Below are 18,996 nucleotides of genomic sequence, written 5' to 3'. Positions count from 1 at the left end.
CCGTGCCCCAGCAGCCAGCGCCCGACCGGACGGCGCCCGAGCCGACCGCGGACGGCATCGTCCGCGACGTCGTCTTCACCTTCTCCTACGAGACCTACACGGATGCGGCCCGCCGCGGGATGATGCGCCCGCCGGACCGGATCCTGCACTCGCTGATGGAGAGCCCGCAGGTCGGTCGCCTGATCGTGGCGAACCCCTTCCGCTTCCTGCCGACGACGCTCGTGCGCGGGGCTCTGGGCCGCGAGGTCGAGTTCCCGTCGACGCCGCAGCGGATCCTGCACACCCCGCTGCGCCTGCGCCGCTCCGACCCGACCGACATCGCCGGCCTGGAGAAGGAGTACCGCGCCTACGACCAGGGGATCGCGAAGCTCGCCGACGAGATGGAGCTCGTGCGCCCCGTCGTCGTCACGACCAGCCCCGTCGTGGCCGGCTTCTCGCCGTTCGAGTGGGCCGAGCACGTGATGTTCTTCGCCCGCGACGACTGGACGACCTCGACCCGCTGGAAGGGCCACTGGCCCGCCTTCCAGGAGGCCTACCGCCGCGTAGCGACCAGCGGCCGCTCCGTCACCGCCGTCTCGCAGGAGATCATCGACCGCATCGCGCCGACCGGCCCGCACGCCGTCGTCCCCAATGGCGTCAGCCCGGAGGAGTGGACCGGCCCCGTGCCCGACGCCCCCGAGTGGCTCAGCCGCATCCCCGGCCCGCGCGCCCTGCACGTCGGCACGCTCGACGACCGGCTCGACGTCGAGGGGATCGTCGCGGTCGCGACGGCGCACCCCGAGCTGCAGATCGTGCTGATGGGCCCGCAGCCCGACCCCGGCTACCTCGCCCCGCTCGCCCCGTTCGCGAACGTGCACCTGCACCACTCGGTCGGCCGCCGCGAGCTGGTGGCGACGATGCGCAACGTCGAGCTCTGCCTCCTCGCGCACCGCCGCACCCCGCTGACCGAGGCGATGAGCCCGCTCAAGCTCTACGAGTACGTGGCGAGCGGCTGCCCGGTGATCTCCGTCGATCTGCCGCCGATCCACGGCATCAGCGACCGGATCCGCATCGTCCCGACAATGGCGGAGTTCGCCGCGGTCGTCGACGACGCGCTCGCCGACGGCCCGGCCACCGAGGACGAGCGCCTCGGCTGGATCCACGCGAACTCCTGGGCCGCCCGGCACGAGACGGTGCTCGACATCCTGCTCGACCGCAACGACGGCCGCGCCCGCGCGGGCGGAGCCACCCGGTCGGCACTGCAGGCGGGCTAGGTCAATCCACCCAGGGGTCCGACTCCGAAGTAGCCAGGGAACGGGCGCCTCACTATCGTGGGGGTGGCACCGCGGCCCGTTCCGCTGTGCCCTCGTCCTCGGACGGCGAGCACTCGCCCAGGCGCAGGAGCGGATCCCGCCGTGCCGGCACCGCGTCGCACCCGACGTCACGATCCTCACCCGCCCGAGAACCACCCGACCGACCAGGACCACGATGCAGCGCAGGCTCCCCGCCCCACCCCGCGCGCATCCCCCTGGACGTCGACCCGCCGATGCCCGGGACGCCCCCACGTCCTGACGCACTCCGGGGAGAGCGCGGTCACGACACCGCCGGATCTCCCTCCCACCGGGCCGCTCCCGTGCAGAGCGGGGCTCCCGCCCGGCTCCGCGCCGCCCCAGCACCACCAGCACCACCCACCCCCACAACACCCAGCCCTGCACTACCGCCTCAGTCAGCTTCCGCCGGAGGAGAGCCCGAGAGCTCCCCCGGACGCAAGAAGGGTCGCCATGTCACAGTTCCTGTTCGTCTGCTCCGGTGGAGGGCATCTCAAACAGCTCTTCACCCTGTCCTCCCGCTTCGGGATCGACCCCGCCGACCAGCACTGGGTGACCTTCGACAACGGCCTCAGCCGCTCCCTCCTCGAGGGCCGCCGCGTGACCTACAGCCGCTTCGCCGCTCCGCGCGACGCCCGCCCGATCGCCGAGAACGCGCTGATCGCGCACCGGATCCTGGCCAAGGGCGACTACTCCGCCGTCTTCAGCACCGGCTCGAGCCCCGCCGTGTCGTTCATGCCCGAGGCCTCGCTGCGCGGCATCGAGTGCCACTACATCGAGAGCGCCGCGCGCGCCGACGGCCCCTCGATCACCGGCAAGATCATGGCCCGTCTGCCGGGCGTGAACACTTACACGCAGTACCCGGTGTGGGCGGACGAGCGCTGGCTCTTCGGCGGCTCGATCTTCGACGCGTACACGACCGGTCCCGACGAGCCGGTCTCCGCGATCCGCCGCGCGGTGATCTCCGTGGGCACCCAGGACCTCTACCCCTTCGACCGGCTGATCGCCGCGTCGGTGCCGCTGCTGAAGGACGCCGAGGTGCTCTGGCAGACCGGCCTCGCCGACGTCTCCCCCTACGGCATCGAGGGCCGCGCGAGCGTCCCGCACCACGAGCTGCAGGAGGCCGTGAAGGAGGCGGACGTCGTCATCGCCCACGCGGGCACCGGCGCCGCCATCACGGCCATCGAGAACGGCAAGGTCCCGATCCTCGTCCCCCGCCTCGTCGCGCGCGGCGAGCACATCGACGACCACCAGATCCAGATCGCCCGCGAGCTCGACCAGCGCGGCCTGGCCATCGCCGCCGCGCCGGAGGAGCTGACCGAGGAGCTGCTGCTGCGCGCCGCGAGCCGCACCGCCGCGCTGGCCCCGACCGTGCCGCCGTTCCGCTTCAGCCCGTCCCGCGCGCGCTCGCGGCGCCGCGCCTCCGCGAGCGTCCCCTCCTGGCGCCCCGAGCGCGGCGACACCCGCTTCGAGACCGCCTGACACGGGGGCCCTGCGCCCACCTCGCGCCGGATCACCTCCGGCACGCCGCACCACCTCCGGCTCGCCGAATCCCCACGATTCCGCGAGCCGGAGTCGTCTCCACGAGCCGAACGCCGCCGCAGAGACCTCCGGCACGCGGAACGACCACCGGCACGCCGGATCCCCGGGATTCCGCGAGTCGGAGCCGTCTCCACGAGCCGAACGCCGCCGCAGAGACCTCCGGCACGCGGAACGACCACCGGCACGTCAGAAGCACCGGCTCGCGCGAGCCGGACGCGAGATCGCGAGCCGAACCGGGGCCGCCGGGACCTCCGGCACGCGGAAGCCGGTCCGGCACGCCGGAACCGCAGGACCCCGCGAGCCCGAGCCGGAATCACGTGCCGGACCTCACCCCCGGCACCTCCGGCACGCGGAAAGACCTCCGGCACGCCGGAAGCACCGGATCCAGCGAGCCGGGCACCGGATCGCGAACCGAACCGGCTCCGTCGAGATCTCCGGCAGGCGGGAAGCGGCCCGGCACGCCGGATCCACGGGTTCCAGCGAGCCGGAGGACGGATCGCGAGCCGAACCGGCTCCGTCGAGATCTCCGGCACGCGGGAACCGGCCCGGCACGCCCGATCCAGGGGTTCCAGCGAGCCGGAGGACGAATCGCGAGCCGGACGAGCGCGCCGTCACCACCACCACTATCACCACCGGCGCACGCGAGAAGCCGCCCGCTCACGCAGAAGGGCGGAGGAGCCGCAGCTCCCCCGCCCTCGTCCTGCCCCCTCAGCGGGCGCAGGCGGCGCTCTCAGCGCCTCAGGAGGCGTTCGCGAGCAGCGCCGTCCAGGCGATGTCCGCGAGCTTCGCCTGGCCCGCCAGCGACGGGTGGAAGTGGTCGACGTCCGAGATGTCATCGGAGGTGACGTCGAAGTCGTGCAGGGCGCCCTGGTCGTAGACGCAGTTCGCGGTGGCGCCGCAGACGTCGGCGAGGACGTCGTTGTAGGCGTCGATCGTCGTGGAGACGTTGTCGCGACGGGCCTGCGCGTCCGCGTCGTCCGACGTGGGCTGGTAGAGCAGCGAGTTGCAGTTGGAGCTGCCGGCCCAGCGCGAGACGGCCTCGGCGTCGGTCCGCTCGGTCTCGAAGAAGTCGAGCAGGTTCGGCACCGAGGAGACGAAGATCGTCGCCTCGGGAGCGCCGGTGGAGAGCGTCGTCAGCGCGGACGTCACGTTGGCGCGGAAGGCGTCCGGCGTGGTGATGTCGGCGCTGTTCTTGCGGCAGACGTCGTTCGCGCCGATCAGGACGGTGACCAGGTCGGGACTGGCGGCGACCGCCTTCTCGGCCTGGCCGGGCAGCTCGGCCGAGGTCGCGCCCTTGGAGGCGACGTTCTCGATCTCCGGCACGGCGCCGACCGACTCGCCGGCGCGGCGGGCGACCGAGTCGACCGTCTCGTCCTCGCCGGTGGTCCAGGACGCGCTGGGGCAGGGCTTGTTCTGCCCGCAGGCGGCCACGCCGACCGAGATCGAGTCGCCCAGCGCGGCGATCGAGCCGGCCGCGAAGGGCAGCTCGCCCGAGGCGGCGGGCTCGGTCGTCTCGGCGGGAGCCGGGGCGGAGGTGCAGCCGGCCAGCAGCGCGGCGGCGACGGCCACGACGGCGAGGACACCGGCGCGACGGGAGCGGGTGGAGCGGGTCATGCAGTGCCTCCATCGGCCGGGGTGGTCTGCGCGGCAGGCGCGGCAGGCGCGGCAGGGGTCGCCGGGCCCTTGGGCTTGGGCTTCCGGACCTGCTTCACGAACGCGAGGATCTGGTTCATGTCGCGGCGGTAGGCCGGGATCGCCATCGCGAGCGCCAGCGGCACCAGCGAGGCGAGTCCGCCGACGAGCAGGTGGACGATCGCGGGCAGATCGGTGTACGCGCCGACGGCCCAGGCCGCGCCGAACATGAACGGCACGACGAGCGCGGGGCGCAGGACGGGCACGATCACGTCGGAGCCGCGCACGAAGGTGCCGCGGATCGCCAGCCAGAAGCCGGGCACCAGCAGCGCCAGGGTGGTGAGGCCGTAGAGCAGCGCGAGGCCCTCGACGCCGTTCCACCACAGGCCCACGAAGAACGAGCCGATGACGAGCGGGCGGGTGACCACGTAGTAGACCAGCTGGCGGTGCACGCGGCCGAGCGAGATGTAGATCCAGCCCTGCACGTTGCCGATGCCCTGCGCGATGCCCGCGATGGACAGCAGCGAGAGGATCGTCGCGGAGGAGGACCACTGCGGACCGAGAAGGAGCTCGACGAGCGGCCCGGCCAGCGCCGCGAGGACACCGAACGTCGGCAGCGTGAGGTAGCCGATGACGAGCAGCGCGCCGCGGACGTAGCGGCGGTAGCGCTCGCCGTCGTCCTGCAGCGAGGAGAGCACCGGCAGCGCGACGCGGCCGAGCGGGCCGTTCAGCTGCTGCAGCGGCAGCAGGAAGAGCGAGTAGGCGCGGGTGTACTGGCCGAGCACGCCGGTGCCGAGCTGCGCGCCGATCAGCACGTTGTCGACGTTTCGGGCGAAGTAGTTGAGCAGCTGGACGCCGAAGATGCTGCCGCCGGTGGTGACCAGCGGGATGACCTCGCGCGAGATCTGCGGGCGGCCGAAGGTGGGCCGGGCCGCGACCCAGAGCGCGATGAACCGGTAGATCAGCGCGCCGCCCTGCAGCACGACGAGCGACCAGACGCCCCAGCCGAGGAACGCGGCGATGATCGAGCCGATCACGCCGACGAGCATCGAGACCACGTCGATCTGCGCCATCAGGCCGAACTTCATCTCCTTCTGCACGCGCGCCTGGAGCGGCATGCAGAGGCTGTTGATGAAGAGCGTCGGCGCGACGGCGAGCGTCAGGACGACCAGCGCCTGCTCGTTGTAGATGCCGGCGATGAGCCAGGCGGAGGCGCCGATCACGATCGTGCCGACCACGCCGAGCGCGACCGACAGCCAGAGCACCGACCGCCAGACGGTCTCGCTCATCTTCTTGGCCTGGATGATCGCGCCGGTCAGGCCGAAGTCGCGGACCAGGTCGGCGACACCGACGATCGCCGTGACGGCGGCGAGCAGACCGAAGTCGCTCGGCGAGAGCAGGCGCGCCAGCACGATCGTGGAGATCAGCTGGATCGCGGTCTTGCCCCACAGGCCGCCGAGGGTCTGGATGACTCCGCGGCTCGCCTTGTGCCCGAGGTCGGACTTGGGCGAGGCGGGCGGCAGGTTCGGCCCGTCCCCCACGGTCGGCGACTGCGCGATCGCGTCGGTCGCCAGCGTCTCGGTGGTGTGCGCCGTGTCGTCGATCGCCGCCTCGATCTGGGCGTCGCTCGCCGTGGTGCCGTGGCGGGCGGAGGAGCCGCCCGCGGGGGTCGACCCCGTCACGCGCGCGTCGTCTCGTCGCGGTTCCATTCGGGTACGCCTCCTCGAGCGATGATCGACCGCGCCTCGAGGCGGGGTCGCAGATAGCCGTAGCAGTAGATCGGGAAGGCCGGCCACAGGGCGGGCCGGCGCAGGACGCGCTTCAGCAGCGCGACCGGGCCGCCGCCGCCGGCGCCGGTCTGCTCGGGCACGAGCCCGGAGGCCGCGAGCTGGGCGTTGCCGATCGCGATGCGGACGGTGCGCTTGATCTGGTTGCGCATCCGGCGCGGCGCCTTCACGGTGAAGGACCGGCCGGGGAGCGTCAGCCGCTCCTCGGGGGTGAAGAGCTGCTGGACGAAGCGATCGTCCGCGATGATCTCGGGGAACGCGCCGAAGCGGCTGCGTCCCTCGGCCGAGAGGCCGTAGATCCCGGAGCCGACCAGGCCGGGAGCCCGGTAGTCGGACAGCTCCCAGATCGAGTAGTGCGCCCGCACCGGCCAGGAGGCCCCGCGGGTGTCGACGCGGAACTCCGGTGCCGCGGCGAGCGGTCCGCCGGGGCGGGCCAGCTCGTCGCCGAGCGCCAGGAGCGTCTCGGCCGAGACCGAGACGTCCGCGTCCACGTAGATCCTCGGGAGGACCGTGGCGAGCTCGTCGGCCGCGTTGAGGCCGGCGATCTTCGAGGCCCGGGGCGTCTCCGCCACCAGGATCCGGGGATCGACGGCCCGCGCCACCGCGGCGGTGTCGTCGGTGCAGCCGTTCGCGCCGACCACGATCTCGAGCCGGCCCTCCGGGTCCCCGGCCACCAGGGCGCCGAGGAGCCGGGCGATCACCGCCCCCTCGTCGTGCGCGGGGATGACGACGCTGACGCGTGCGCTCACGACTCGATCTGCGTCGGCTTGCGGACGACGTGAGCGCCGACGTGCGAGCCGAGGGCGGGCTGCCCGACCGGGACGTGGGGTCCCCCGCGGGTGAAGGCGGAGACGTGCCCCGCCTCCTCCGGCGACAGGCGCCGGCGGGTCGACTTCCGTGGTGCCTCCGTCAGCACCCAGGCCCCGACGGCCAGGAGGATCCAGAAGAGCATGAAGGACTGGAAGAAACCGAAGGCGTCGTAGAAGTACGCGGCGATCGTGTAGCCGAGCAGCAGGACCGCGATCGCGAACGCGAGGCTCGCGTACTGCGGCGTCGTGGTGCTCTTGAACGAGTAGCGCAGGAGCATCACGATCGGGACGAGGAACAGCACGGCCAGGCCGATGACGCCCACGGCGCCGCCGTCGAGCAACGTGCCCAGCCACTGGTTGTCGAGGATGAACGCGTTCTTGTCCTCGCCCACCACGATGCGGCTGCCGACTCCCGTTCCGAAGAAGGGGTGCTCGCGCACGATCGCCATGGCCGGCTCGAGGTCGGCCAGGCGGCCCGCGCCCGCCATGCCCGCGGAGGTGTACTGCGAGGCGATGAGCGCGTCCGGGTCGAGGAAGGACCCGATCATGTCCGTGAGGATCTTCGGGATCAGCACGAAGCCGAGGCCGAGCACCGGCACCATGCCCAGGAGCAGGTAGCCGCCGACCTTCGGCCGCAGGATGACCGTGAGCAGGAACATCACGCCGAGCGTGACGATCGCCGTGCGCGAGACCGCGGTGACGACGCCGAGCAGCAGGGCGAGGATCGTGCCGTAGTAGATGATCCGGCGGTTGATCTCGTTGAAGGGCCAGCGGGCGTACTTCGAGAGGTAGATCGCGATCGGGATCATCATGGTGAACATGACGGCCAGCGCGATCGGGTGCTGCGACGAGCCGAACGAGCGGTAGCCGCCGGCCCGGTAGGCCTCCTGCTCGGCGCCGAGGCGCTCGAGCGGCAGGAACTTGTCGAGCATGGTGAAGACGTTCTGCTGCGTCGCGCGCTCGATGACCGCGAAGAAGGCGACGACGACGGCCGACCAGACCAGGAAGGTCAGGAAGGCCTCGACGAGCTTCTCGTTGCGCATCACGAGCCGGGCGACGAAGTAGACCGAGAGCATCAGCAGGTCGTTGACGATCGCGCCGGCGACACCGCTGCCGAGGGCGCCCTCGGAGATGAACTGCACGTTCGCGGCGATCGAGAGCAGGCTCGAGGCCACCCAGATGCCCAGCGGCCAGCCGAACGCGGCCGGACGCCAGACGAAGGTCGGGTCGATCATCAGCGCGACGATCGCCGCGACGACCATCAGCACGATGACCAGCCGGTACGGCTCCAGAGCGAAGCCGAGCGGGATCGGCAGCGCGTAGTAGCGCACCGGGATGAACATGATCACGCCGAGCAGGACGATGAACGCGCCGGTCCAGTTGAAGACCAGCTTGCGCGTCAGGTACAGGAACGAGATCCCGAAGAGGATCGCCCCCGCGTACAGCGGATTGAGGTAGTAGACCGCTGCGACGGCCACGGCCGCCAGCAGGACGGTCGACAGGACGGCGCGGACCGTGAAGGTCCGGCGGACGAGGATCTCACCCGCGTAGGGGTCGTCGTTCCCGGGGACCCCGAGCGGGGTCCCCTTCAGCGTCGGCGTGCTCATCTGCTGCGACCGCCTCAGGTGGCGCTGCGCTTCCCGGAGGAGGCCAGCTCACCCGGCCCGGCGGTGTTCTCGGGGGCGGTGCCGAGGGCGGCGGGGCGCTGGCCGTTCTCGGACGCGGTGCCGGTCAGGGCCGGGCCGCGCCGGAAGGACTCGCCGCGGCGCTGGTTGCCGCGGTTGGCGGTGACGCGCTCCCGCGAGATGCGGATGTTGTAGAGGATGAAGGCGAGCGCGATGAACGCGAGGAAGACGCCGAGACCGGTGATCGCGATCGGGATGATCGGGTTCGACCCCTCCTGCTCGACGGCCGCACCCTGGTCGGTGACCTGGAGGGTGACGCGGAGCTCGGGGGCGACGCCCTGGGCGTCCTGCTGCGCGGTGATGTAGCCCTGGAAGATCTGGGTCGCGGTCTGCGAGATCAGGACGGCGCGGGCCGGGTCGGTCGACTCGCCGACGATCGAGAGGATCGGGAGGCTGAAGCGGCCCGGGTTCTGCTCGGTGCCGGCCGGCTGCGTGGTGCGGCGCACGGCGCTGAGGGCCTCGGTCGGCGCGAAGCCGCCGATGGCCTGCTCGACCTGGGTGCGGATCTCGGAGCCGCTGACGATGTACGCGTAGATGACCGCGGTGTTCGTCAGGTCGTTCTGCTGGGCCTCGGAGGTGCCCTCCTGCAGCGCCTGACCGGGCTCGACGGCCTGGAGCGGGTTCCGCGAGCCACCGCCGAGCAGGATCGTGGTGTCGGAGCGGTAGGCCGACTCGGCGCGCGAGACGATCTCACCGTCCTTCACGGTGTAACCGGCGACCATGGCGGCCAGGACGGCGACCACGAGGCCGACCGCGAGGAGCCATTTGTAGCTCCAGAGCACTCGAAGGTAAAGGGGGACGGACATCTCGGTCTCGACTTCCAGACGGCGAGGTGTGGGACCTCGGGGCGACGCGCCGCGTGCTCGGAGGTCGCATTGCTGCTGCAATCGTTGGAGCAACGCCTCCGTCCATCACGGCGGTGATGGCGGAACGGGTTTTGCGGCTGTCGAGGTGACGACGGAGCCTGGTGCGAAGGGCGGTTTCGGAGCGGTGCGGTGCTGCTTTCGCACCGGCCTTCGGGCATGCCTCGATGGGGCCGGAACGAGCACAGAACCGGGACCCCACGAGTGCGGTGCCCCGACACACTCATTGTGACCATAACCCACGGCATGCGGATGCCGGAAGTATTGCGGCTGTGTTAAGTCTGCGGGAGCGACGACTCGCCGAGCCGGGAGTGGACTTGCGTTCCTCTCAGGTGGTCGAGGATGGTGGCTATCGTTCATTCCTGAGCGCGCCGCCCTCACGACAGGAGACGCATGGATGATGAGCACCAGTGCTCCACCACTGCCGCAGGCCCACCCGACCACCGAGACGACCCCGAGCACGACCGCACCGACCGCGACGCCCGTCCGCTGACGAGCGTCGCCTCCGGCGCGCCCGCCGGGGCTCCGCTGTCGATCCTGTACTCGTTCCCGCACGGCATCGGCTCGCCGGGGATCGGCTGGACCGCGCTGCAGCAGGTCCGCTCGCTCGTCGCCGCGGGGCACCGCGTCACCGTCGTCGCCGCCTCGATCACCGAGTCGCTCGGCCCGGTCGCCCGCGCCGTGACGACCCTCACGGTCGGCGGCGTCCGCCTGCCGCACCGTCTCTTCGGCCGCAGCCGCTCGATCGCCCACCACGACCGCGTCACCGCGCGGATCCTCGCCGAGGGCGACTACGACGTCGTGCACGGCTGGCCGTGGGGCTCGGCCCGCACCTTCGACGAGGCCGCCCGCCAGGGCGTGCCCGCGGTCCGCGAGGCCCCGAACACGCACACCGCCCACGCCTTCGAGGTCGTCGCCGAGGAGTACGAGCGCCTGGGCATCACGCCCCCGGTCGGCTCGCCGCACACCTACAACGCGGTGCGCCTGCGCCGCGAGGAGCGCGAGTGGGCGTCCGCGACCGCGATCCTCGTGCCGTCCGCCTCGGTGGAGCAGACCTTCCTCGAGAAGGGCTTCTCGCCGCGCAAGCTCCTCCGCCACCGCTACGGCGCCCTGGTCGACACGACCCGCAGCTTCGATCCCGACCCGCGCGACGAGCCGGACCACGTGTTCACCGCGGTCTTCGTCGGCCGGATCGAGCCGCGCAAGGGCCTGCTCTACGCGCTGCAGGCCTGGCAGCAGTCCAAGGCGAGCAGCACCGGCCGCTTCCTGGTCTACGGCGACTTCACCCCGGGCTACCAGGAGCGCCTCGCCGGACTGCTCGAGCAGCCGAGCGTCGAGCTGCGCGGCTTCACGGGCGACGTCGCCGGGGTCTTCGCGAGCGCCGACGTGCTGATCCTGCCGACCATCGAGGAGGGCAGCGCCCTGGTCACCTCGGAGGCGCAGGCCGCCGGCTGCGTGCCGCTCGTCTCCTCCGCCGCCGGCGCCAACCTCGAGGACGGCGTGCAGGGGCTCGTGCACGAGCCGCGCGACGTCGAGGCGCTCACCGCGCAGATCGACCTGCTCTCCTCCGACCGCGCCCTGCTCGCGCGGATGCGCCGGGCCGCACTCGACAACCGCGGCAACCTGACCTGGGAGCGCGCGAGCATCGACCTCGTCGCCGCCTACCGCGCCGCGATGGTGCTCGTCCGCGAGGACCTGGCCGGCACGGGCTCCGCGGGCACGGGCTCAGCCGCCGCGGGCTCAGCCGCCGCGGGCCCAGCGGGCACGGGCTCCGCCGCCGACTCCGACGATCGCTCCGACCAGCCGAGGACAGACACGCCGTGAATCCCTCCGTCCTCACCCCGGGTGACGTCTCGATCATCCTGTGCACCCGCGAGCGGCCCGACATGCTCCGGGAGGCGCTCGCGGCGATCGCCGCCGGCACCGACCCCGAGGTCGAGGTGATCGTCGTCGACTCCGCGTCGACCGACTCCCGCACCCGCGAGGTCGCCCTCGCCGCGGGCGTGCGCTACGTCCGCACCGACACCAAGGGCCTCTCGATCGCGCGGAACCTCGGGCTCGACTCGAGCGACCGGCCGATCGTGGTCTACACGGACGACGACTGCTCGCCGACGCCCGGCTGGATCGAGGCGCTGCTGCGCGCGTTCGAGGAGGAGCGGGTCACCGTGGCGACCGGGCGGATGCTCGACCACACCCTGGTCGACACCGACGTGCCGCCGACCGACCGCATCGTCTACCGCTCCGCCGTCCGCGGCCTCGACGCGGGCCACGGCGCCGTGATGGCCTTCCGCCGCGACGTGCTGCAGACGCTCGGCGCCTTCGACGACACCCTCGGGGCGGGCCGCTACCTCGCCGGCGCCGAGGACCTCGACATCTTCTGCCGCGCCCTCGCCGCGGGCGGCACCGCCGTCTTCGTGCCCGACAGCGTCGTGCTGCACGTCAACACCCGCAACCCTGTCGCCTACCGCCGCCTCATGCGCGGCTACGGGCTCGGGCTCGGCGCGCTCGTCGGCAAATGGTGGCGCCTGTCGCCCAAGGTCGGCGCGCGGCTCACCGCGACCCTCGCCGTCCGCAGCGGCCGGCGCCTGGTGCGCTCGGCCAAGCGGCGCGGCCGCGGCGCGAAGGACGAGCTCGCGATGGTCGAGGGGATCCTCCGCGGCTACCTGCGCTCGCGCCACCTCCGCCTCTCCGGCTCGACCTTCGTCGACGAGTACCCGCCGACGCCGATCCGCCTGCCTGCGACCTCCGCGCCGTCCGGCACGGCGCAGGCGGACCCGGCCCCCGCCGGCACCCCGAGCTGACCGCTCCCCTCCTCCGCCTCCGACCAGGGAGCACCGCCATGACCCGACCCCCTCGCCGCACCGGGCGACCGCACGCCGAGCCGCTGCGCACGCTCGACGAGAAGTTCGTCTCGAACGCCGTCGTCTACGAGGTCGCCCGGCCGACCGGCTCGATGATCGTCGACGGCGCCCCGTTCCGCCGCGCGGACGGCTCGCTCGACCGCGACCTGGTCTACTCGGCCTGGGAGGCGTTCATCCGCACCTCCCCCTCGGTGCGGCAGCGGCTCGCCCGCGCCCCGCTCGGGCTGTTCACGCCGTCCTGGGTGTCGGTCGACGAGATCGACGTCCGCGACCACGTGCGCTTCCACCCGGGCGTCGTCGAGTGGGACCCGCGGCACGTCGAGCTGCTCACCGGCGCCTTCAACGGGCCGATGGACCCGAAGGGCCCGCTCTGGGACATCCTCGTGACCGAGCTCTCGACCGGGCAGCTCGGCTTCGCGGTGCGCATCCACCACGCCCTCGGCGACGGGATGTTCGGGCTGGTGCTGATCCAGGCGTTCACCTCCGGCGAGCCGGTCGAGTTCCCGGCGTACAGCCGCGCGCCGATGCGCTTCCCGGACGACCCGCGGCCGCCCCGCGGTCCGCTCTCGCTGACCCTCGCCGCCCGCCGCCACATCGCGTCGACGCACGCGTCGCTCGCGGACGAGTGGACCGAGTGGAAGCGCAAGCCGCTGAAGAAGCGGATCACCCGCGTCGGCGGCCGCAACATCCGCTCCGCCCGCGACTGGTGGATCCGCCGCTCGGGGCTGCTCGAGCGCAGCATCAAGCCGCGCGACGCCGCGATCCTCACCGTGGACCTCAAGACCGCGAAGGCGGCGGCCCGCGCGGCCGGCGGCTCGGTCGCCGACCTGACCGTCGCGCTGGCCCTGCACGCCTTCGCCGCGCTGCACCCCGAGCGCGCGGAGATCGCGACGCTCGTGCCCGTGTCGCCGCGCCGCGACAAGAACGAGGTCAAGCGCAACCACGTGTCGATGGTGCGCGTCGCCGTCCCGGTGTCGCTCGGCCTCGCGGAGACGGTGGCGAGCGTCCGCGAGCAGGTGCAGCTCGCCGTCGAGACCGGCGAGAGCGGGATCACCCGCGGCCGGAAGGACTGGCAGGGCTACGCGTCCTACCTCCCCGTCTTCCTTCGCCCGCGCTGGTTCGGCGGGGCCGAGCTGGCCTCGATGACCCTCTGGCCGGTGACCGAGCCGGACGACGAGGCCGCGGTCTTCGCGAGCTCCTTCACCAAGCGGCTCGACATCGCGATCTCGGTGCGCTCGGACCTCGACGCCGACCGCTTCATCGGCTCCATCGCCGCCTCGCTGACCGAGATCGGCGCGCCGGTGATCGACCCGCTCGCCGAGCAGACCCCCGCCGGATCGCCGGACGACCACGAATCGAACGGAGCCGGCCGATGAGCCAGGGCGGCGGACCGCTGCGCACCCTCACGAAGGTGCGCACCTACCTGCAGGCCGTGCGCCTGCTGCACTTCCACGCGTACAGTCACGCCGACCAGGTGCCGCGGCTCACCCGCGGGGCCGACGTGTCGTTCGCGCCGAACGTGTCGTTCCGGAACGCCGAGCGGATCACCCTCGGCGCCGGCACCCACATCGGCGAGAACTCGCTGCTCTGGGCCGGCAACAGCACCGGACGGATCACCCTCGGCGCGAAGTGCCTGCTGGCGCCGAACGTCACGATCACCGCCTCCAACTACGGCATCGTCCAGGGCACGCCGGTGATGGACCAGCCGAAGATCGAGAAGGACATCGTGATCGGCCGGGACGTCTGGCTCGGCGCGAACGTGGTCGTCGTCGCCGGCGTCACCATCGGCGACGGCGCGATCGTCGGTGCGGGGGCCGTGGTCACCAAGGACCTGCCCGCGAACTGCATCGCCGGCGGCGTGCCCGCCAAGGTGATCGGGCAGCGACCGGAGGCCGACCGTGCCTGAGGCCGTGGACACCAGCCTGGCGATCGTCGTCGTCAGCTACAACACCCGCGAGAAGACGCTGGCCTGCCTCGCGTCGATCCCGCTCGGCGATGCGCCGACTCCCCCGCACGTGATCGTGGTCGACAACGGCTCCGAGGACGGCAGCGCGGAGGCGATCCGCGCCGCGCACCCCGAGGCGACCGTCATCGAGGCGGGCGACAACCTCGGCTTCGCCCGCGGCGTGAACCGCGGCGTCGCCGCGGCGACCGAGCGCTTCGTGCTGCTGCTGAACCCCGACACCCTGGTGCTCGAGGGCTCCTTCCGCGCGCTGCTCGAGTTCGCCGTCGCGAACCCGCGCTACGGCGTGTACGGCGGGCGCACCCTCCGGCCCGACGGCTCGGTCGACCCCTCGTCCTGCTGGGGCGCGCCGAGCCTGTGGTCGCTGCTGACCTACGCGACCATGCTCTCCACCGCCTTCCGCGGCAACCCGCTGCTCGACCCGGAGTCGCTCGGCGGCTGGCAGCGCGACAGCGTGCGCGAGGTGCCGATCATCACCGGCTGCCTGCTCCTGATGCCGCGCGAGGAGTACGAGCGGGTCGGCCGGCTCGACGAGCGCTTCTTCCTCTACGGCGAGGACGCCGAGTTCTCGATCCGCGCCCGCCGCGCGGGACTGCGCCCGGTGATCGTGCCGACCGCCGTGATCGTGCACGACGTCGGCGCCTCCACCCGCGACGCGGCGACCGCCGGCAACTCCGGCCGCAAGATGTGCATGGTGATGGCCGGCAAGGCCACGATGATCCGCCTGGCGTGGAAGCCGCTGCCCGCGCGGATCGGCATCGCGCTGCTCCAGGCCGGGGCGCTCGTGCGCACGGTGCTCGAGACCGCGACCCGCCGCAAGCGCCGCGCCTGGACCGAGGTCTGGCAGCGCCGGGCCGACTGGCGCGTGGGCTACCCGGAGGCCGAGCGCACGCTGTTCGGCCGGGTGCCCGGCACCGGCGCGGCGGAGGTCGCCCGATGATCGCCGGCGGGACCCGCACCCTGCGCGGCCGCCTGCGCACCCGCGTGCGCGGACTGCTCTCCGGTGAGGACGCCCGGAGCCGCCGGCTGCGGATCGAGGCCGAGCCGGCCTTCCGCACCCGCTACGCGAACCCCTACAACGCGCGGCTCTACACGGCGATGACCGCCGAGGGCGTGCTCGTGCGCGACCTCTCCTGGCTGCGCCTGCTCGTCGCGAAGGTCGACGTCGTGCACCTGCACTGGCCGGACCTGACCTTCCTCAGCGGCGTCCGGCGCTACCGGATCGTCGCGCGGCTGGTCTTCTTCTTCGCCTTCCTGCGCGTCGCGCGCCTGCGCGGCACCCGGCTGATCTGGACCGCGCACAACGTCACCTCGCACGAGGAGCGCGGCACCCCGTTCCTGCGCAACTGGTACCGGCGGCTGCTGACCGAGAACCTCGACGCGATCGTCTGCCTCTCGGAGGAGGGCGTGACCGCGATGCGGCGCTCCTACCCCGAGCTGGCGGCGGTGCCCGCCTTCGTCACCCCGCACGGGCACTACCGCCACGACTACGACTTCTCCGCGAGTCGAGCCGAGGCGCGCGCCGAGCTCGGTCTGGACCCGGACGCGCGGCTCGTCGTGTCGGTCGGCCAGATCCGGCCGTACAAGAACGTGCCGACGCTGATCGAGCGCTTCCGCGAGCGCGAGGACGACGGCACGCTGCTCGCGGTCGCCGGCAACCCGGCCCGCGGGCCGCTGCGCGGCGTGATCGAGGAGGCGGCCGCGGGCGATGCGCGCATCCGGCTCGAGCTGTCCTTCCTCAGCGACGAGCGGATGGCGCTCTGGCTGCGGGCGAGCGACCTGGTCGTGCTGCCCTACTCGGCGATCCAGAACTCCGGCTCGGCGATCCTCGCGGTCTCGGCCGACCGCCCGGTGCTGGTGCCCGACCTCGGCGCGATGCACGAGCTGGCCGCGCTGGTCGGCCCGGACTGGGTCCGGCTCTACGACGGCGCCTTTGACACCGCCGCCCTCGACGGCGCGCTGGCCTGGCTCGACGAGCGCGCGGTGGCCGCCGACGCCTCCGCGGACCTGTCGGCGCTGGAGTGGGACGCGATCGCGCGCGCGACCATCGACGTCTACCGCCGCGTGCTGCGCGCTCCGCGCCCCCGCTGAGCGGGGCGGGGCGGGTCTCGATACGCCCCTCCGGGGCTACTCGACCAGCATGCTGCGCTCATGCTGATCGAGTGGCTCGCGCAGCGGCCCCGCTCATGCTGACTGCGTGGCTCGCGCAGCGGCCTCGTTCATGCTGACTGCGTGGCTCGCGCAGCGGCCTCGTTCATGCTGATCGAGTAGCCCGCGGAGCGGGCGTATCGAGATCCACCGTCGTCGGCACCCCCACCCGCAGAATCCGCCCGCTGAAAAATCTCGAAGAGTAGTGCGCCGGAAACCCAGGGCGGCTAGCTTTGGCTCCTGATCCCCTCTGCACTCCTCCGCCGGATGCTCCCCCGCGTCCGATGGTCGTCGGTCACTCCTGCCCGCCGAGCCCGCACGGTCACTCCGCCCCGCCCGCCGCACAGAAACACAGGACCTTCGTGATCCCTCGCTCCACCTCGTCGCGCCGCCCCGCCGGCCGACTGCGCCGCTTCCTCGCGGCCACCGCCGCCGCCGCCGTCGTCACCGCCGGTCTCGTCGGTGCCTCCGCGCTCCCCGCGCAGGCCGCTGAGTCGGCGCAGACCGGCGCCGGCCGCTACGTCGTCACCGTCGATTCGAAGGCCGTCTCGACGACGCTCGCGAGCGCCCTCGGCCTCTCGCTCGACGCGTCCTACGGCGGAGGCGTCTCCGGCTTCACCGCGACCCTGACCGCCCGTCAGCACGCGATCCTCGCCGCCGACAGCCGCGTCCTCGGCCTCTCGCCCGCCGACCAGGTGGTCGAGGGCCAGGCGCAGACCATGCCCTCGCACGTCCTGACCGCGGAGGCCGACAAGGCCCCGGTCAGCGCCGGTGACGGCGTCACCAACTGGACCGGACCCGCCGTCGCGGTCATCGACTCCGGGGTGAGCGCGCACCCCGACTACAACCTGGCCAAGCAGGTCAACTGCTTCGGCTCCGGCACCGCCGAGGACGCCAACGGCCACGGCACCGGCGTCTCCGGCTACATGACCGCGCTCGACAACGGCTCCGGCACCGTCGGCATCGCCCCCGGCGCGCCGGTCTACTCGGTCCGCGCGCTCGACGCGAACAACAAGGGCAGCATCTCCACCCTGATGTGCGCGCTCGACTGGGTCTCGCAGAACGCCGCGACCTACAACATCAAGGTCGTCAACATGTCGCTCGCCACCAACGGCGTCGACGACAACAACTGCGGGCGGACCAACGGCGACACCATCCACCAGGCGGTCTGCGACCTCGTCGCGAAGGGCGTGACCGTGGTCTCGGCCGCCGGCAACTCCGCCGCCGACCTGTCGGCCTACATCCCCGCCGCCTACGACGAGGTCCTCGCCGTCACGAACTTCGCGAACTACGACGGCAAGCCGGGCTCGCTCGCGGCCGTCCCGTGCTCGAACGTGACCACCAAGGACGACAACTACACGCTGAACAGCAACTTCGCGAGCCCCGCCGATGCCGGTCACACGATCGCCGCGCCCGGCACCTGCCCCTACACGACGAAGAAGGGCAACACCTACGCGTACATCCAGACCGGCACCAGCATGTCGACGGCCGCCGCCTCCGGTGTCGTCCTCGACTGCCTCGCGGCCGGCGGATCCTGCGTGGGCAAGAGCCCGGCGCAGGTCATCGCCCAGGTGATCGCCCAGGCCAAGTCGGCCACCGTCGATCGCGGCCGCACCTTCGCCGGCGACCCGACGCGCCCCGTCTCCGGCCGCTACTACGGCTACGGCGTGAGCACGATCCCGGTGGGCACGGTCGTCACCCCGACGCCGACCGCGACGCCCACGCCGACCGCGACGCCCACCGCGACCGCGACGCCGACCGCCACGCCGACCCCGACCGCGACGCCCACGGCGACCGCGACGCCGAAGCCGACCGCGACGCCCACGGCCACGCCGACCGCGACCGCCACGCCGACGCCGACCGCCACCGCGACGCCGAAGCCGACCGCGACGCCCACCGCGACCGCGACGCCGACCCCCACGCCGACCTCCGGCGCCGACACGGTGAAGCCGCAGGCGAAGATCGTCTCGCCTGCCAGCCAGACGACCGTGACCGGCACCGTGACCCTCGTCGCCAACGCGAGCGACAACGTCGCGGTCACGAGCCTCGCCTTCTGGTCCGGCTCGACCAAGCTCGGTGACGGCGTCAAGCAGGCCGACGGCAGCTGGTCGCTCACCGCGAACAGCAAGAACTGGCCGAACGCGACCTACGCCGTGGTCGCCCGGGCCACGGACGCCGCGGGCAACGTGGGCTCCAGCGCCTCGATCACCCTGGTGATCAAGAACTGACCCGCTCCGCCTGACCGGCCCGGCTCCCTCCTCGGGGGGAGCCGGGCCGTTCGCATTCCCGCCGCACTTCCGGCTCGCAGAATCGGACCGGGCTCGCCGGAATCGTCCGATTCCACGAGCCGGACCGCTTTCCACGAGCCGGAGCTCGCTGAAGGGGATGGAGGCCGTTCC

The 18,996-nt window shown here is 72.5% G+C and carries 14 protein-coding genes; 9 read left to right on the top strand and 5 right to left on the bottom strand.

The genetic code is table 11. The annotated features are described in order from the left end of the window. The first annotated feature begins 2 nt into the window (after window positions 1–2). The gene (locus EDF36_RS02940; RefSeq protein WP_123731825.1) at window positions 3–1,253 is read left to right on the top strand and encodes a hypothetical protein; all 1,251 of its coding nucleotides are present in this window, start codon (window positions 3–5) and stop codon (window positions 1,251–1,253) included. 507 nt (window positions 1,254–1,760) lie between these two features. After that, window positions 1,761–2,789, top strand: a complete 1,029-nt coding sequence (locus EDF36_RS02935) for a glycosyltransferase (protein WP_123731824.1) — start codon at window positions 1,761–1,763, stop codon at window positions 2,787–2,789. 798 nt (window positions 2,790–3,587) lie between these two features. Here the strand turns inward: EDF36_RS02935 and EDF36_RS02930 are convergent. Genes EDF36_RS02930 through EDF36_RS02910 form a run of 5 tightly spaced genes read right to left on the bottom strand, consistent with a single transcriptional unit; the run spans window position 3,588 to window position 9,568 of the window. Continuing rightward, window positions 3,588–4,463, bottom strand: a complete 876-nt coding sequence (locus EDF36_RS02930; RefSeq protein WP_123731823.1) for a GDSL-type esterase/lipase family protein — start codon at window positions 4,461–4,463, stop codon at window positions 3,588–3,590. Continuing rightward, entirely contained in the window at window positions 4,460–6,190 is a 1,731-nt protein-coding gene (locus EDF36_RS02925; RefSeq protein ID WP_123731822.1) for a lipopolysaccharide biosynthesis protein, read from the bottom strand. Before EDF36_RS02925 ends, EDF36_RS02930 begins: the two co-directional genes overlap by 4 nt. Continuing rightward, window positions 6,160–7,017 (bottom strand): glycosyltransferase family 2 protein, encoded by an 858-nt coding sequence (locus EDF36_RS02920; RefSeq protein ID WP_148059205.1) that lies wholly within the window; start codon window positions 7,015–7,017, stop codon window positions 6,160–6,162. The genes EDF36_RS02925 and EDF36_RS02920 overlap by 31 nt, the downstream gene beginning before the upstream one ends. Beyond that, on the bottom strand, window positions 7,014–8,684 hold the full coding sequence (locus EDF36_RS02915; protein ID WP_123731820.1) for an O-antigen ligase: 1,671 nt from the start codon (window positions 8,682–8,684) through the stop codon (window positions 7,014–7,016). Before EDF36_RS02915 ends, EDF36_RS02920 begins: the two co-directional genes overlap by 4 nt. 14 nt (window positions 8,685–8,698) lie before the next feature. Beyond that, entirely contained in the window at window positions 8,699–9,568 is an 870-nt protein-coding gene (locus tag EDF36_RS02910; protein WP_148059953.1) for a hypothetical protein, read from the bottom strand. A gap of 450 nt (window positions 9,569–10,018) precedes the next feature. Between EDF36_RS02910 and EDF36_RS02905 the strand changes: the two genes are divergently transcribed. The 7 genes from EDF36_RS02905 (at window position 10,019) to EDF36_RS21120 (ending at window position 18,825) form a co-directional block, all read left to right on the top strand. Continuing rightward, window positions 10,019–11,449, top strand: a complete 1,431-nt coding sequence (locus tag EDF36_RS02905; RefSeq protein WP_123731818.1) for a glycosyltransferase family 4 protein — start codon at window positions 10,019–10,021, stop codon at window positions 11,447–11,449. After that, complete coding sequence (locus EDF36_RS02900; RefSeq protein WP_123731817.1) at window positions 11,446–12,426, top strand: glycosyltransferase family 2 protein; 981 nt, start codon at window positions 11,446–11,448, stop codon at window positions 12,424–12,426. Before EDF36_RS02905 ends, EDF36_RS02900 begins: the two co-directional genes overlap by 4 nt. A gap of 38 nt (window positions 12,427–12,464) precedes the next feature. Then, a complete protein-coding gene (locus EDF36_RS02895) occupies window positions 12,465–13,862 on the top strand; it encodes a wax ester/triacylglycerol synthase domain-containing protein (RefSeq protein ID WP_185020343.1) in 1,398 nt (465 codons plus the stop codon). Beyond that, window positions 13,859–14,392: a DapH/DapD/GlmU-related protein gene (locus EDF36_RS02890; protein WP_123705671.1), complete on the top strand. Its 534-nt coding sequence runs from the start codon at window positions 13,859–13,861 to the stop codon at window positions 14,390–14,392. The genes EDF36_RS02895 and EDF36_RS02890 overlap by 4 nt, the downstream gene beginning before the upstream one ends. Window positions 14,393–14,396: 4 nt before the next feature. Continuing rightward, window positions 14,397–15,389: a glycosyltransferase family 2 protein gene (locus EDF36_RS02885; protein ID WP_185020342.1), complete on the top strand. Its 993-nt coding sequence runs from the start codon at window positions 14,397–14,399 to the stop codon at window positions 15,387–15,389. Then, complete coding sequence (locus EDF36_RS02880; protein ID WP_123731814.1) at window positions 15,386–16,540, top strand: glycosyltransferase; 1,155 nt, start codon at window positions 15,386–15,388, stop codon at window positions 16,538–16,540. Before EDF36_RS02885 ends, EDF36_RS02880 begins: the two co-directional genes overlap by 4 nt. 419 nt (window positions 16,541–16,959) lie before the next feature. Next, window positions 16,960–18,825 carry an Ig-like domain-containing protein gene (locus EDF36_RS21120; RefSeq protein ID WP_185020341.1) on the top strand — a complete coding sequence of 622 codons (1,866 nt, stop codon included), beginning with the start codon at window positions 16,960–16,962 and terminating at the stop codon, window positions 18,823–18,825. Window positions 18,826–18,996 lie beyond the last annotated feature (171 nt).

It is taken from the genome of Rathayibacter sp. PhB152 (assembly GCF_003751395.1).
Classification (GTDB): Bacteria; Actinomycetota; Actinomycetes; order Actinomycetales; family Microbacteriaceae; genus Rathayibacter; species Rathayibacter festucae.
This window is presented reverse-complemented; position numbering and strand designations above follow the sequence as displayed.

Bases quoted from the DNA above. Each gene is read 5' to 3' on its own strand.
- EDF36_RS02935 (WP_123731824.1), top strand. From the start codon at position 1,761: ATGTCACAGTTCCTGTTCGTCTGCTCCGGTGGAGGGCATCTCAAACAG.
- EDF36_RS02930 (WP_123731823.1), bottom strand. From the start codon at position 4,463: ATGACCCGCTCCACCCGCTCCCGTCGCGCCGGTGTCCTCGCCGTCGTG.
- EDF36_RS02925 (WP_123731822.1), bottom strand. From the start codon at position 6,190: ATGGAACCGCGACGAGACGACGCGCGCGTGACGGGGTCGACCCCCGCG.
- EDF36_RS02915 (WP_123731820.1), bottom strand. From the start codon at position 8,684: ATGAGCACGCCGACGCTGAAGGGGACCCCGCTCGGGGTCCCCGGGAAC.
- EDF36_RS02910 (WP_148059953.1), bottom strand. From the start codon at position 9,568: ATGTCCGTCCCCCTTTACCTTCGAGTGCTCTGGAGCTACAAATGGCTC.
- EDF36_RS02905 (WP_123731818.1), top strand. From the start codon at position 10,019: ATGGATGATGAGCACCAGTGCTCCACCACTGCCGCAGGCCCACCCGAC.
- EDF36_RS02895 (WP_185020343.1), top strand. From the start codon at position 12,465: ATGACCCGACCCCCTCGCCGCACCGGGCGACCGCACGCCGAGCCGCTG.
- EDF36_RS02890 (WP_123705671.1), top strand. From the start codon at position 13,859: ATGAGCCAGGGCGGCGGACCGCTGCGCACCCTCACGAAGGTGCGCACC.
- EDF36_RS02880 (WP_123731814.1), top strand. From the start codon at position 15,386: ATGATCGCCGGCGGGACCCGCACCCTGCGCGGCCGCCTGCGCACCCGC.